Raw genomic sequence first — 13,987 nt, forward strand, 5'->3', positions numbered from 1 at the left:
TTATTATACATATTTTAGGCGAAATTTTATCCAGCGCGCCGTCTAAATCCGCGACTTCGGTTTTAGATCCGCTTAACTCCTGCGCCGCAACAGCACGCCGCATTCGATATGGCTCGTATGCGCGAACTGATCGAAGATCGCAAATCTGCGCACCTCATGCGTAGCGCAAAGCGAGCGTAAATTTTCAAAAAGCGTCTGCGGATTACAGGAGATGTAGATCAAATTTTGAAAATTTTTTATGAAATCAATCACGCTAGGCTCCAGCCCCGCGCGTGGCGGATCGATCAAGACGTGCGAAAAATCGTAGCCGAAAATATCGATCCCTTTTAGCCGCTCAAACTCGCGCCTGCGCGCAAACGCGCTCATCAGCTCATCCGCGCTAAGGCGGATGAATTGCGCGTTGCAAACGCCGTTGAGCTCGCAGTTTATGCGGGCATTCGCGATCGAACTTTTTGAAATTTCGCTCGCCAACACGCGGTTAAATTTAGCCGCAAGCGGGATAGTGAAGTTGCCGTGCCCGCAGTACAGCTCCAGCAGATCGCGCGCGCCGGAGCTTTCTGGGCGCACGGAATGTTTTTCGCAGCTCGAATTTTGTGCTGCGGACTGCTCGCGGCTAAAATTTTGCGCGACGGAATTCTTTTTAGCCAAATTTTGCGCGCTTTGCTTTTCGCAATCCAAATTTTGCGCGGTCAAATTCTGTTCGATGAAATTTTGAGGGGCGGAATTTTGCACTTCCGAATCCTTGCGAGCGAAATTCCTATCCGTAGAGCTCTCGCCTGCGGACGCGCAGTTAAATTTCGCGGAATTTTCGTCGCTACATTCTGCGCAAGCGGAATTTGCTTCAACAGAATTCCGGCAAGCGGCATCCAATTCAGAGGAATTTTCAGAAGCGAAATTTCTATCCATAGAATTTTGCGTAGCAGACTGCTCACAGCCCAAATTTTGCGCGGCAGAATTCTCTACTATGAAATTCCTAGCGGCGAAATTCTGCGCGCCGCGCCCTTCGCCCGCGCCGTCTTTGCCGAAGTCTACGCAGCTTCTCGCCCAGGCGATCATCTTTTCGTTCACGCCGCGGTTGGGCTGGATGAAGGCGTTTTCGCCGAAGCGAAATTTATAAACTCGCCCGTCCACGCAAAGCTCGTCTGTGAGGCTTAGCTCGCCGCTTAGCAGCTTCTGTCCGCGCGCGCGAGCCATAACCCTGATGCCAAGCTTGCCCGCCAGCTCGCAAATAGCCCCCTGCTCGCGCTCGCCCAGGCGCTTGTGATAAAGCAGCGTCGCCAAAATCCCGCTAGCGCACGAGATAAACTCGACGCCGAAGAGCCTTTCTTTTAAAGCTTCGCTCCGCCTAAGCGCCTCTAGCAGCCGCGGCATTAAATTTGCGATAGGAAGCGCTACTTTGGGGCATTCGTTAATTAAAATTTTCTTGCTACGTGCGCCGCCCATCGTGTAGGCAAGATCAAATGCGCCGTGCCAAATATCGTGCCAGATGCCAAATTCCGCCCTGATACGATAATTTTGCGGCTGTGAGGCAAAAAACTCAAACTCGCCATCAAAAAATTCTCTAAGCTTATCGGCGATCAGACGCTTTTTGTATAAAATTTGATCCTCATAGGGCTCGCCGAGCGTGCAGCTACCGCAACTACCGAAGCTTTCGCAATTCATACATCCACTCTTTTACCCACCACGCGCAGTAAAAGAATGATAGCCGCGATACCCAAGATCAGACATCCCCACACGCTAAGCCCAAAGCCCGCAGGCAGATAGCCGCAAATGATACTGATGCCGCAAACGACCAGCGCATAGGTCATCTGCGTGCTTACATGCTCGATGTGATCGCAGCCTGCGCCCATCGAAGAGAGGATCGTCGTATCAGAAATCGGCGAGCAGTGATCGCCAAAGATCGCTCCGGTAAGCACCGCGCTTACGTTTACGCACATAAAAACGTGAAATTCCTCGCCGCTAAGTCCGTATTTTTGCCCCACGGCGTGCGCTAACGGTACGGCTAGAGGGGTGACGATGCCCATAGTACCGAAGCTTGTGCCCGTTGAAAAGGAGATAAACGAGCTAAGCACGAAGATCACGATCGCAAGAGCAAAGCGCGGCGTAGCGTCGCTTAGAAGCTCGACTAGGTAGCGCGAAGTGCCAAGCTCCTTGATAACCGAGCTTAGCGACCACGCAAAAAGCAGGATTATGACGGTATTTAGCATACTTTTCCAGCCGCCAACCCAGACCTCGATCGCCTCTTTGACGCCGTAAATTTTTTGCGCGATGCCCAAAACGACGGCGATGATCGATGAAAAGAGCGCGGATTGAAACAGCACGACCGAGGCATCCGCCGCACTAAAAGCGGTGCGGATCGATGTAAAACTAAGAGGAGCTGCTTTGACCGCCTCCAAAGTCTCGCCCTCCAGCGAGCTGTAGCCGTTTAGATAAAAGCCGATGACCGAGAGGACGATCATCGCGCCTAGCGGGATCAGTGCGTTTATCTTGCGAAGCACGACGCCCTCTTTGGGTACGAAAATTTGATCCTCTAAATTTTTGATCTTAAAATCCGCAGCTCCGCTCTTGCCGCCGCGAGATGCGATCTCTGCGCGATACATCGAGCCAAACTCCCTGCTCATCACGGCGGTGGCAACTACGAAAAAGATCATGAAAATATTATAAAATCTATACGGGATCGTCTCAACGAAGACGGTAAAGGCGTTTATGTTTTCTATGCCGATCTGCGAATAAGCCTCTTTGATCGCCGAAATTTCAACTCCGACCCACGTAGAGATCACCGCGATACCGGTGATCGGCGCGGCGGTCGCGTCTATGATGAAGGCGAATTTCGCGCGCGAAATTTTAAATTTATCCATCAGAGGCCGCATGATGGGGCCCACGATCAGCGCGTTTGCGTAATCATCAAAAAATATCACGATACCCATCAGCCAGGTGTAAATTTGACCCAAAACGGGAGTGTCTGCGTGTTTGCTAAGCCAGAGCGCAAGCGCCTTCGTGCCGCCGCTTTTGGTAACCAGAGCGATGAGCCCGCCGATACACATGACCTGAAGCAAAATGCCCGCATTCCACGTATCCGCCATCGATTTTACCATACGCGAGCACAGATCGGTAAAAGCGAAAAGCGCCGAAGCTGCGATATTTTGATCGACCATACCGATAAGAAAGGTTCCGCTTAGTACGCCCAAAAACAGCGACAAAATCACGTCCTTGGTGATGAAAGCAAGCACGATCGCCGCAACCGGCGGGATAAGCGTGAGTGCGCCGTAAAGCTCGCTGTTTCGCACGGCGGGCTCCACGTCCGCAAGCGCCAGCGCGGGCAAAAAAATCGCCGTAAAGATAAGCAAATTTTTTAACATTTTAATCCTTGATATGGTTGATAAAATTTTAAAGCTTAGCCCGCATTTGGACTAAGCTTTAAAATTTCGCGCCTACTACGGCTGCCGATCCCATCTTTGCGCAGATCCGCTTCATGCGCGCAAAGGGCTTTAAATTTTAAATCCGGCGATTCGGATCTCGCGCGGCAAGGCCTTAAATTTTAAAATTTAAAGCGCGCAAATTCGCTCCGCGTAAATTTAAAATTTAAAGCGAAGCGGCGTAAAATTTGCCCGCCTTGAAATTTTAAAATTTAAAAACAAGCGCCCATTTTAAACTTCCGCTGCAAACGAAATTTTATCGCTAAAAGCCGCAGGCAAGCAGATCCGCGCTTTAAATTAAGGCTCATTCTCCTTTGCGGGCGCTCCGTCCGAGCCCTCATCGTCCAGGCTCTCGCTAGGCTTTAGACCGATCGATTTCAGATAGCTCTGCGTCTGCGCATCGCCCCCTAAAATCGCATAGTCCATCACGTTTAGACCCGCCTCGTCGCTTAGCTTTTCGTTGGCTCCCGATCTTACCAGAAGCTCGACGATCTGCTTGGTGCCGTTTTGCGCCGCATACATCAGCAGAGTCTCGCCCGCGCCCGCAAACGTAAAGGCGCAGGTATCCTCGGTGCCGCCCAAAGACGCCAGAGCCTGCATCTCGGTGCTGCTTATCTGCCTTACGTTCACGCTTGCGTGGTTGTAGATAAGAAGCTTCACGAGCTCGTAGTTTTTCATCGCTACGGCGTAAAAGATCGGCGTTTGACCCAGAGAGTTTTTATAATTTACCTGCGCGCCTTTCGAGATCATAAACTTGGCGTTTTCGATACTGCTCATCGCGTAAAACAGCGAGTTCTCCTCGCCCGCATTCACCTGCGCGCCGTGCTCGATCAAAGTGGAGATAAAGCGCTTATCGTAACCCAGCAAAAGCGCCAAATCAAGGGCATCGTCAAGCTCATACGAGGCGAAGCTTTTGCTGAATAAAAGCGCGTTAAACTCATCCGCGCTCACGCCCTGCTTAAGCGCTAGCTCAAGCTCGCTGCGCGCGCCTACTTCGCGATCGTTTGCGGCGTATGAGGCAAACTCGGCGATAACGGCAGTCGCAAGCTCGTTCGCTCTAGCGTCATCGAAGCTTGCAGCGAAATGTTTTTTAAGCGCCTCGCTCGCCGCTGCGAGCTCGGTTTTAAAATTTCGGTAATTTATAAAATTCCCGATCTTTCGCTCGGAATAAAATTCTAAAACTTCAAACGATTTTTCGCTGGTTTGCGCGTAGTTTTTCTCTTTGGCGTAGCTCAAAAAGCCCTCGCCGTCCATACCCGCGAATGCAAGCACGCGCTCGAACTTTTTTTCATTGACCAGGGCTTTATTGCCGACGCAATCGACGTTTTCGCCTCTGATCTCGACCGCGCTCTGCCATAAGCTTTGTAAAAAAGGGGCGTTAAGCAGCGAGCCTTGACAGCCAAAATCGCTTTGCAGCAGCTCCTCGTCGCTCAAACTCGCGCCGAAAAATCCGCGCGTATCCTCCTGCATCTGCTCGCAAGAAGCGCCAAAAAGCGTGCCGCAAAAAACAAACGAACCCATTAGAATTTTTCGCATCGCTACCTCGAATTGCATTTGAAGCGTTATTTTACCTTTAAATTTATTTATTAAAACTTAGTGCGGGCGGTGGACTGCACGAAATTTCTTTAAGCTTATGGAATTTTGCGAAATTTCTGAAATTTTACGGTGCGGCGGCGAACGACGTTAAGCGACGGATAGTTAGCGACGTAGCGACGGGCGGCGCTATATGTGAGCACGGCGACGGGTTTCTTTAAAATTTTAAATTTATGCGCAGGCTAGCGATAAAATAAAATTTTGCAAGCTGTACAGATCTAGCGGAATTCCGCGTACGATTAGCCGCGAGATAAAATTTTACGCGCTCTTCGCGAAGTAGAATTAAAATTTCTCCGCGTAAAATTCCGCGCCTAGCGCAAAATCCGCCGCGTTAAAATTTAGCAAATTTTAATCTTATGGAATTTAACACGACCGTTACGGAGCTAAAGCACATCGCCGCGGCGCCGTACATCGGCTTTAGAAGCACGCCAAGCGCTGGATATAGCGCGCCTGCTGCGATCGGGATACATACGGCGTTGTAAAACAGCGCCCAGAAGAGGTTTTGCTTGATCGTCCGCATGGCGGCTCCGCCTAGACGAAATAGATACAGCACGCTCGCAAGGTCGTTTTTTATAAAGATCACGTCGCCCGCGCCCTTGGCTACATCGCTGCCGCCGTTCATCGCGATGCCGATACTAGCAGCTTTTAAGCTCGGCGCGTCATTGACGCCGTCGCCCACGAAAAGCACCCGCCTGCCCTCGTCCGTCAGGGATTTGATGAACTCATATTTGCCGTTTGGAAGCACCCCGCTTCTTACCTCATCGATGCCGAGGTTTTGAGCGACGAAATTTGCCGTTTTGGCGTTATCGCCCGTTAGCATGACGGTTTTTACGCCGCTGTTTTGCAGCGTCTGAATGACGCCGTGCGCTTCGGCTCTGATCTCGTCGCTAAATGCGATAAAGCCCGCGTACGAGCCGCCTATCGCACAGTAAACGACGCCAAAGCCCCTGTCTAAAAGCTCCTCCGCTTCTACTTCGACGCCCACGTCCACGCCGCGCTCGCGCAGAAAGCCTGCGCTACCGCAAAGAATTTCGCCGGTGGGATTTTTTGCGACGATACCTTTGCCTACGATACTTTCAAACTCGCCGTTAAATTTAGAAATTTCGCCGAATTTCAGCTCGGCAAATTTTACGATCGCCTTTGAGATCGGATGCTCGCTAAGCTTTTGCGCACTTGCCAGAGCGTAGAGATCTTGAGCGCTCAGATCGCTGAAGCTTACAGAAATTTCGCCTTTACTAAGCGTGCCGGTTTTATCGAAAACCGCGATGTCGGTGCCTTTTAAAATTTCTAAAATTTCGGGATTTTTGATTAAAATTCCAGCCTTTGCGGCGTTTGAGATCGCGCAAACGATAGCGATCGGCGTCGCAAGCCCTAGCGCGCACGGGCAGGAGATGATAAGCACGCAGATAGCGGCAGATGCGGCGTATGATAGCCGTCCGTCAAGCGCCATCCACACTATAAAGCTAACAAGCGCGATCAAAATCACCGCAGGCACGAAGATATTTGAAATTTTATCCGCAAAGCGCGCGATCGGCATCTTTTTGTTGCCCGCTTCGTTCAGCAAATTTTTAATCTCGGCAAGCAGCGTCTGATGCGGGAATTTCGTCACCTTTACGTAGATGACGCCGTCCGTGCTGACACAGCCTGCGTTTACCTCATCGCCCACGCCTTTATAAACTGCCAAGCTCTCGCCGCTGATGAGAGAGGCGTCGATCTGCGCGCCGCCCTCGACGATAAGCCCGTCGCAGGGGATGCGCGAGCCGTTTTTTACTAACACCTTGTCGCCCGGCTTTAGCGCTTCTGCGCGCACTTCGGCTATCGTGCCGTCGTCTTTGATCAAAAGCGCGGTTTTAGGGCTTAGATCGATTAACCCCTTGATGTAGTCGTTCGCCTTCATCTTGCTGCGCTCTTCTAGGTATTTGCCGAGCGAGATAAAGGCGATTATCATCGAGGCGGACGAGAAATAAAGATTGGTAAATTCGTTCTGTACGCCGTGCGTATAGACCCACGCCGCGGCCGTTAGCGAATAGGCAAACGCAAAAAAGCTTCCCATCGCCACGAGCACGTTCATATCAAAGCTTCTGTTTTTCAGCGAGCCGTAAGCGTGATAAAAGAAGTTCTTGCCGCAGTAAAACAGGCTCACGCACGCCATTGCCGCGCAAAGTAGCGCCTTTGGGACGAAGCCTAAAAATCCGCTCATCTCCACCGCCATTACCGCCGCGGCTAAAATGAGAGCGAGGATTAGCCTAAATAGCGCCGCTTTGAGGTTGCGTCGCTTTTTGCGCTCCAAATCCTCGTAATCTACGGCGATATCGTATCCCAGCTTTTTGATCTTGGCTTTTAGCGTCTCCTCAAGCGCTGGATCAGCAAGTACGAACTCGCCGCTGCCGTTTGCGAAATTTACGTGCGCCTCCTGCACTCCCTCGATCTTGCGACTTACCCGCTCGATCGCATTGGAGCAGTTTACGCAGCTCATCCCGACGATATTTAGAGTGATTTTGTTTGGCATTGCGTTAGTTTTTAGGCCAGCTTTTCTGCGATGCTAAAGCCCAAATCGTCCATCTCCTCTTTAAATTTAGCCTCGTCGCTCGGATCTAAGCTTAAACTTACCACTCCGCTTGCTACGTCCACCTCGATCTCGCCGAAATCATCCTTAAGCGCGTTTTTGATCGTCCTCGCGCAGTTTTCGCAGTGGATATTTTGCGCCTTAAATTTTACGCTTTGTTTCAAAGCCATGAACCTCTCCTTTGGATTAAAATTTCAAAACTTATACTACTTTTTAATAAATTTTATTTCAACGCCCGCTCCTGAAATTTAAGGGTTTTTCGTTATAATCACCCGTTTTTAAATTTAAGTTTTAAGGAATTTTATGGGACGAGCTTTTGAATACAGACGCGCTTCAAAAGAAGCTAGATGGGGGAAGATGAGCAAACTTTTCCCAAAACTGGGCAAGGCCATAACGATGGCTGCGAAAGAGGGCGGCGAAGATCCGCTGATGAACTCCAAACTGCGCGCCGCGATCGCCACGGCAAAGGCGCAAAATATGCCCAAAGACAACATCGACGCGGCTATCAAGCGCGCAAGCGGCAAGGATAGCGCCGATATCAAAACGATCTTTTACGACGGCAAGGCGCCCCACGGCGCACTTCTCATAATCGAATGCGCCACCGACAACCCGACCCGCACCGTCGCAAACGTAAAGTCGATTTTAAATAAAGCCAAAGGCGAGTTTTTGCCGAGCGGCAGTTTGAAATTTATGTTTTCGCACAAGGCCGTTTTTGAGACCAAGCTGCCGAGCCGCGACATTGAGGAGCTGGAGCTTGAGCTCATCGACTTCGGTCTTAGCGAGCTTGAGATCAACGAGTTTGAAAACGACAGGGGTGAGCTTGAAAAGACGCTTCTAATCTACGGCGAATACGAAAGCTTCGGCACTCTAAACGAAGGTATCGAAAAGATAGGGCTTGAGATCATCAGCGCAAGTTTAAAATTTATCGCTAACGAAAAGCACGAATTTAGCGAGGAGCAGCTGGGCGACATCGATGCACTGCTCGAGCGGCTAGAGGATGACGACGACGTGCAGGCAGTTTACACCAACATCGCATAGGAGAAAAAATGGAAAGCTTAAAAATTTACGACATCGACGCGACGGCTTTGGCGCGCGATAAATACGCCGTGATAAAAACCGAAAAGGGCGATATGAAGCTGGAGCTTTTCGGCGACGAAGCCCCGCAGGCGGTTACGAATTTCGCTAGCCTTGCGCGCAGCGGGTTTTACAAGGGGCTAAATTTTCACCGCGTAATTCCAAATTTCGTGATCCAAGGCGGCTGCCCGCGCGGCACCGGCACGGGAGGTCCGGGCTGGCGCATAAAGTGCGAATGCGACCGCCAAAAGCACAAGCACGTGCGCGGCGCGTTATCGATGGCGCACGCGGGACGCGATACGGGCGGAAGCCAGTTTTTCGTCTGCCACAGCGCACAGCCGCACCTAGACGGCGTGCATACGGTATTCGGTCGTATCGTGGATCAGCCTAGCCTGGCGGTTTTAGACGCGATCAGGCAGGGCGATAAGATCATCGACATCGAGATTAAAGGGAGCTTGCAATCGTGATTAAATTTAAACCGCGGAGCGCCAAACCGTGATAAAGATCGGCACGGACATAACCGCGGTGCGCAGGATTGCGGCGCTGCGCGCAAAATACGGCACGAAATTTCTAAAGCGCATTTTGAAAAAATCTGAGTGCTCCTCCGCGCTGCGCGACGAAAGTATCGCGGGCGTCTATGCCGCCAAAGAGGCGCTTAGCAAGGCGTTAGGCACCGGCATCGGCGCGGAGTTTGGCTTCAAAGACGCCAAAATTTACAAAGACGCCCTGGGCGCGCCGCATCTAAAAATACGTAAAAAAATCCGTAAAAAATTTCATATCAAATCCGCAAGCCTTAGCATCACGCACGACGTAAATGTCGCGATCGCAGTAGTTGCGCTGGTGTTAAAAAAATCCAAAAAGCGAGCCTAAAATTTTAAAAGCGATAAAATTTTATCGCTTTTTTCTTGAGTGCGGGATTTTTAAATTTTAAAATCTCGCCCAGGTTGCGCGTCCTAGGAATTTTATCGCGCGATCGCGCAAGCAAAAACCTTGCGTAAATTTTGCGCGGCAGAATTTTGAAATTTCACCGCCCCGCAGAATTTTTCTTTAAATTTGAGGTATGGAATTTTATAGCGGCACGATACGCGACGGCACAACTCAAAGAATTTCAACCCAAAATTTAGAAATACAAAGATAGATTTTAGGTTTAAAATTTACTGCGAGATCACGCTCTAAAATTTAAAGTAGACGCAAAGTCGCTCTCATCCGACACATGTATTATCAAAGATTAAACGGAAGTTTATGGGCTGGTAGAACGCACGCCGCAGCGGCTGCAGCGTCTGTTTGTCTCACCTATCTCAAGCAAGAGGCTTTTGTGCAGTACTTATGCCGAATGCCGCAGATAGCGGGGCGTTCTCTTTTGCTATGTACAAAAAATGGAGGCGAGCTTGCGTAGCTACATTTACCGCTTAGTCTGCCGCCAACTTGAGCACACACAGATAAGCGACGTACCCGCAGAAGCGAGTGATCAAATTTACGCGGCGAAATTTAAAGATGAAATTCCGCAAGCCATAGATTTAGCGTTAAATTTTAAAATTTCACGGCGGCGCAAAATTTTAAAATTCCATGCAGAGTGAATTTAAAATTTTAAGCCGCCAAGCCCGCGAGGATAAATTTAGCCGCTAAGAAGTTTTCAAAGCCTCTGCAAAAAGAAATTTTATCGCAGCGCGACGCCGCAAAATTTTCAATTGCTCGTATTTTGGCGGCGAGCTTACGCGGCTTACGTTTTCACGCGAGGTATAAGCTTCAATTCTCTATATTTTGACCTACGGCGCATTGCGATAGGGTTTGGAATTTTTCCCGTATAAATTTCAATCGTCTATATTTCGGCCACTCCGAAACTGCACCCAAAGCCGCTCTGTAGTTAAAGCCGCGTAAATTTAAAATTGCTCGCGTCAAGATATGATTAAATTTAAAGCGTTTCAAGCGCAAAGCACAGTCGCGGCGCGAACTTACGTAAAATATCCCAAACTACGATTAAATTCCAAGCCGCAACCAAATTCTCGCGCAACAAAAGGCGGACTACTCCGCCTTTTTTAGATTATCGGCGAGCAAAAACGCAAGCTCTAGCGCCTGATCTGCGTTTAGGCGCGGATCGCACTGCGTTTCGTAGCGCTGTTTTAGCGTCTCTTGCGTCACGTTAAACGAGCCGCCCGTGCACTCGGTGACGTTTTGACCGGTCATCTCAAGGTGAATGCCGCCTGCGTGCGTGCCCTCCGCGGCGTGGATCTCGAAAAAGCTCTGAACTTCACTTAAAATTTTAGAAAATTCGCGCGTTTTATAGCCGTTCGCGGCCTTGACGGTGTTGCCGTGCATCGGATCGATGCTGTATAGGATCGCCCTGCCCTCGCGCTTTAGCTCGCGTAAAATTTGCGGCAGCCGCGCGCCGATCTTATCCGCGCCCATGCGGATGATGACGTTTAGCCTGCCTGCTTCGTTTTGCGGATTGAGCTTGTCGCAAAGGCGCAAAATTTCATCTGCAGTGCCGCTCGGGCCGATCTTGACGCCGAGAGGGTTTTTGATACCGCTTAAAAAATGCACGTGCGCATCGTCCGCGCCGCGCGTGCGCTCGCCGATCCAAAGCATATGCGCCGAGCAATCGTACCAATCGCCGCTGGTGCTATCGATGCGCGTCAGGCACTCCTCGTAGTGCAGCAGCAGCGCCTCGTGCGAGGTATAAAGCACCGTCTCGGCAAGGCTCGGGGAATTCGCAGCGCTCAGCCCGCATGCCTCCATAAATTTAAGCGTGCGCGAAATTTCATCGCTGAGCTCGTTAAATTTAGCCTCCAGCTCGCCCTTTTTCAAAAAGCCCAAATTCCACTTATGCACTTCGTGCAGGTTCGCAAGACCGCCGCGAGAAAAGGCGCGCAGAAGATTCAGCGTCGAAGCGCTTTGATGATACGCCTCGATCATGCGCGCAGGATCCGGCTTGCGCGCCGCTTCGCTAAACTCAAAACCGTTGATTATGTCGCCGCGGTAGCTAGGCAAACTCACGCCGCCCGCCTCCTCGAAGTCGCTGCTGCGCGGCTTTGCAAACTGCCCCGCGATGCGACCCACCTTGACGACGGGACGTCCCGCCGCAAAGGTAAGAATGATCGCCATCTGAAGCATTACCTTAAACATATCGCGGATATTATTCGCGCTAAAATCATTAAAGCTCTCCGCGCAATCGCCGCCTTGAAGCAGAAAAGACTTGCCCTCGCTGGCGCGCGCAAGCTCGGCTTTTAAATTTCGCACCTCGCCCGCGAAAATTAACGGCGGCAGCTTGTAAAGGCGCTCTTTAGCGGCCTGCACCGCACTTTCATCCTGATAGATCGGCTGCTGTAAAATTTTATAATCTTTCCACGACGTCCTACTCCAACTCATAGCCCCTCCTAGGTTTCGTAAAATTTCACGATTATACCCAAATAAGCTTTTATTAACCCAAAAAATCTTAAAATAGCGCCTTTAGGCAATTTGGAAGGAATTTTATGGAAAACGATCGCGCTAAAGGACTAATGCTTGCATTTGTGACCTTTCTTATGTGGGGCGTTTTTCCGATATTTTTTAAGCTCATAAAAGACGTGGACGCGGTGCAAATTTTAGCGCATCGCGTCGTTTGGTCCTTCCTACTACTGCTCGTTTTTCTCTGCTTTACGCATCGTTTAAAAAACGTCGCTCGGCTTCTTAGCACCCCCAAAATCGCTCTCACGCTGCTTTGTACGGGACTGCTTATCAGCACGAACTGGGGAGTTTATATCTACGCGGTAAATTCCGATCAAATTTTAGCCACCAGCCTCGGGTATTTCATAAATCCGCTATTTTCGGTGCTCTTGGGCGCTTTGTTTCTGCGCGAGCGGCTAAGCGCGGCGGCGAAATTTTCTCTGCTGCTAGCCTTTGCGGCGATCGGCGTGCAAATTTACGCGTTGGGTAGGCTTCCTATAATCTCGCTCGTGCTGCCGCTTAGCTTTGCATTTTACGGGCTCCTACGCAAGAAGGTAAAAGTGCCTAGCTTTGAGGGGTTGTTTTGCGAGACGACGCTGATGCTGCTGCCTGCACTCGCGTTTCTGATCTACTGCGCGCTGAAAGGAAGCGGCGCTTTCGGCTTTAGCGCAAGCGGCGCGCTGCTGTTTGCAAGCGGACTGATTACGATTTTGCCGCTGCTTACTTTCGCCGTAAGCACGCAGTATCTGCCGCTATCTACGATCGGCTTTATGCAATACATCAGCCCTAGCATGAGCATGCTAATCGCGGTATTTATCTACGGCGAGGAGCTTGAGAGCTACAAAATTTTAAGCTTTTCGCTAATTTGGTTCGGGCTTGCAGTCGTGGGCTTGGACGGTTTAAGGAGAAAAAATGGCTAATTTCGCTTTGATGTTCGCAGTCGCCCTTGCGGTGGGCGCGCTCGTGTATTTTCAGGTTCAAAAGGCTTCCGCGCGCGCAGACGCCGCAGATCCCGAGCTTAACTCGCAAAGGTATATGAAATTTTGCGATATTTTAGAGGGCAAACTGCGAGCTCTAAAGCGGCTAGAGCTGCACGACGAAAGCGCTCGCGAGAGCTATCTTGACGAGCTTGAGGCTCTTAGCAAGGAGCTGGTTTATATAAAAACGATGCATCAAAGTAACCTAAATCCCGCCGTGTGGGAGGGCAAGCTATTTGAGTTTCTCAATAAAACGGACGCTTTGATCGAAAAATATGCCGCGGACGCAGAGCGCGCACTGCAAGACTGGCGCAAAGAGCTAGAGATGGAATTTAAGAATTTGTAGCCGTATTTAGGAATTCCAACCGCTTATAGTCTAAATTTAAGCGTAATATATAGAATTTTAATATTTCAGAAAGAGAATTAGCTCCATTCCGAAATTCTAATTAAAGCAAAAATCAAGATAATAATTTAAGCCAGTTTACATTTTAAATTTAATAAATTTTAATAAGCAAGGGAGTACAATTTTAAATATTTTTCAAAGGAGAAGTAATGGCAAAAATTTGTATCACAAAGAGTTCTCATCCCGATTTTACGGTGTTCGTAACAGATAAAGAATACAAGGCAGATCTTTTAGTTTATGTAGTAAATCAGGATTACAAAGCAAAAAGCGATGGGCTATGGTATGTAGTAGACCAAGATAAAAATGGCTACACGAAGATCGCCTACACCAATAACGAAAATAGAGCCGATTTTAAAATTTGCTTCGTTAATAGCGAATATAAAGCAAAATGGCAAAAGTCGAACTCAGCACAAGGTAGATTGTAAATTTTAAAAATTCGCTCGGATTTTTAAAATTTCGATGAAATTCTGCCCGAAATTCTCGAAGTTTCGAGTAAAATCTTCAAGATTTCAAAAATAACTTATGGAATTTAAAA

The 13,987-nt window shown here is 49.5% G+C and carries 12 protein-coding genes and 2 pseudogenes; 7 read left to right on the plus strand and 7 right to left on the minus strand.

The window, feature by feature from the left end; all coding sequences use genetic code 11:
- Positions 1 to 72: 72 nt before the first annotated feature.
- The 6 genes and pseudogenes from Q0605_RS04485 to Q0605_RS04510 form a co-directional block, all read right to left on the minus strand.
- Positions 73 to 555: pseudogene (locus tag Q0605_RS04485) on the minus strand (methyltransferase domain-containing protein); the annotation flags it as partial.
- A 483-nt stretch (positions 556 to 1,038) separates the two neighbouring features.
- Positions 1,039 to 1,662: pseudogene (locus Q0605_RS04490) on the minus strand (tRNA (uridine(54)-C5)-methyltransferase TrmA); the annotation flags it as partial.
- Entirely contained in the window at positions 1,659 to 3,359 is a 1,701-nt protein-coding gene (locus Q0605_RS04495; protein WP_298704601.1) for a Na+/H+ antiporter NhaC family protein, read from the minus strand. The pseudogene Q0605_RS04490 and the gene Q0605_RS04495, both read right to left, overlap by 4 nt.
- Positions 3,360 to 3,713: 354 nt before the next feature.
- Positions 3,714 to 4,970, minus strand: coding sequence for an ankyrin repeat domain-containing protein (locus Q0605_RS04500; protein WP_298704604.1), 1,257 nt, complete (start codon positions 4,968 to 4,970; stop codon positions 3,714 to 3,716).
- 370 nt (positions 4,971 to 5,340) lie between these two features.
- The gene (locus Q0605_RS04505; protein WP_298704607.1) at positions 5,341 to 7,518 is read right to left on the minus strand and encodes a cation-translocating P-type ATPase; all 2,178 of its coding nucleotides are present in this window, start codon (positions 7,516 to 7,518) and stop codon (positions 5,341 to 5,343) included.
- Positions 7,519 to 7,529: 11 nt separating this feature from the next.
- Positions 7,530 to 7,745, minus strand: a complete 216-nt coding sequence (locus tag Q0605_RS04510) for a heavy-metal-associated domain-containing protein (protein WP_298704610.1) — start codon at positions 7,743 to 7,745, stop codon at positions 7,530 to 7,532.
- A gap of 133 nt (positions 7,746 to 7,878) precedes the next feature.
- Between Q0605_RS04510 and Q0605_RS04515 the strand changes: the two genes are divergently transcribed.
- From Q0605_RS04515 to Q0605_RS04530, 4 genes are all read left to right on the plus strand, one after another.
- Positions 7,879 to 8,613, plus strand: a complete 735-nt coding sequence (locus tag Q0605_RS04515; RefSeq protein WP_298704613.1) for a YebC/PmpR family DNA-binding transcriptional regulator — start codon at positions 7,879 to 7,881, stop codon at positions 8,611 to 8,613.
- 8 nt (positions 8,614 to 8,621) lie between these two features.
- A complete protein-coding gene (locus tag Q0605_RS04520) occupies positions 8,622 to 9,116 on the plus strand; it encodes a peptidylprolyl isomerase (protein WP_298704616.1) in 495 nt (164 codons plus the stop codon).
- Between the two features lie 28 nt (positions 9,117 to 9,144).
- Entirely contained in the window at positions 9,145 to 9,519 is a 375-nt protein-coding gene (acpS, locus tag Q0605_RS04525; protein ID WP_298704619.1) for a holo-ACP synthase, read from the plus strand.
- Between the two features lie 518 nt (positions 9,520 to 10,037).
- Positions 10,038 to 10,226 (plus strand): hypothetical protein, encoded by a 189-nt coding sequence (locus Q0605_RS04530; RefSeq protein WP_298704622.1) that lies wholly within the window; start codon positions 10,038 to 10,040, stop codon positions 10,224 to 10,226.
- A 445-nt stretch (positions 10,227 to 10,671) separates the two neighbouring features.
- Here Q0605_RS04530 and Q0605_RS04535 read toward each other — a convergent pair whose 3' ends face one another.
- Positions 10,672 to 12,015 carry a class II 3-deoxy-7-phosphoheptulonate synthase gene (locus Q0605_RS04535; protein ID WP_298704624.1) on the minus strand — a complete coding sequence of 448 codons (1,344 nt, stop codon included), beginning with the start codon at positions 12,013 to 12,015 and terminating at the stop codon, positions 10,672 to 10,674.
- Positions 12,016 to 12,119: 104 nt separating this feature from the next.
- On the opposite strand from Q0605_RS04535, the gene rarD reads away from it, so the two are divergent.
- From rarD to Q0605_RS04550, 3 genes are all read left to right on the plus strand, one after another.
- Positions 12,120 to 12,992, plus strand: a complete 873-nt coding sequence (gene rarD, locus Q0605_RS04540; RefSeq protein WP_298704627.1) for an EamA family transporter RarD — start codon at positions 12,120 to 12,122, stop codon at positions 12,990 to 12,992.
- Positions 12,985 to 13,395: a hypothetical protein gene (locus Q0605_RS04545; RefSeq protein WP_298704630.1), complete on the plus strand. Its 411-nt coding sequence runs from the start codon at positions 12,985 to 12,987 to the stop codon at positions 13,393 to 13,395. The genes rarD and Q0605_RS04545 overlap by 8 nt, the downstream gene beginning before the upstream one ends.
- 206 nt (positions 13,396 to 13,601) lie before the next feature.
- Complete coding sequence (locus Q0605_RS04550; RefSeq protein WP_298024852.1) at positions 13,602 to 13,877, plus strand: DUF6150 family protein; 276 nt, start codon at positions 13,602 to 13,604, stop codon at positions 13,875 to 13,877.
- The last annotated feature ends 110 nt before the right edge of the window (positions 13,878 to 13,987 follow it).

The organism is uncultured Campylobacter sp. (genome assembly GCF_938017705.1).
In the GTDB taxonomy this organism is placed as follows: Bacteria; Campylobacterota; Campylobacteria; order Campylobacterales; family Campylobacteraceae; genus Campylobacter_B.

Bases quoted from the DNA above. Each gene is read 5' to 3' on its own strand.
- Q0605_RS04495 (WP_298704601.1), bottom strand. From the start codon at position 3,359: ATGTTAAAAAATTTGCTTATCTTTACGGCGATTTTTTTGCCCGCGCTG.
- Q0605_RS04500 (WP_298704604.1), bottom strand. From the start codon at position 4,970: ATGCAATTCGAGGTAGCGATGCGAAAAATTCTAATGGGTTCGTTTGTT.
- Q0605_RS04505 (WP_298704607.1), bottom strand. From the start codon at position 7,518: ATGCCAAACAAAATCACTCTAAATATCGTCGGGATGAGCTGCGTAAAC.
- Q0605_RS04510 (WP_298704610.1), bottom strand. From the start codon at position 7,745: ATGGCTTTGAAACAAAGCGTAAAATTTAAGGCGCAAAATATCCACTGC.
- Q0605_RS04515 (WP_298704613.1), top strand. From the start codon at position 7,879: ATGGGACGAGCTTTTGAATACAGACGCGCTTCAAAAGAAGCTAGATGG.
- Q0605_RS04520 (WP_298704616.1), top strand. From the start codon at position 8,622: ATGGAAAGCTTAAAAATTTACGACATCGACGCGACGGCTTTGGCGCGC.
- Q0605_RS04535 (WP_298704624.1), bottom strand. From the start codon at position 12,015: ATGAGTTGGAGTAGGACGTCGTGGAAAGATTATAAAATTTTACAGCAG.
- rarD (WP_298704627.1), top strand. From the start codon at position 12,120: ATGGAAAACGATCGCGCTAAAGGACTAATGCTTGCATTTGTGACCTTT.
- Q0605_RS04545 (WP_298704630.1), top strand. From the start codon at position 12,985: ATGGCTAATTTCGCTTTGATGTTCGCAGTCGCCCTTGCGGTGGGCGCG.
- Q0605_RS04550 (WP_298024852.1), top strand. From the start codon at position 13,602: ATGGCAAAAATTTGTATCACAAAGAGTTCTCATCCCGATTTTACGGTG.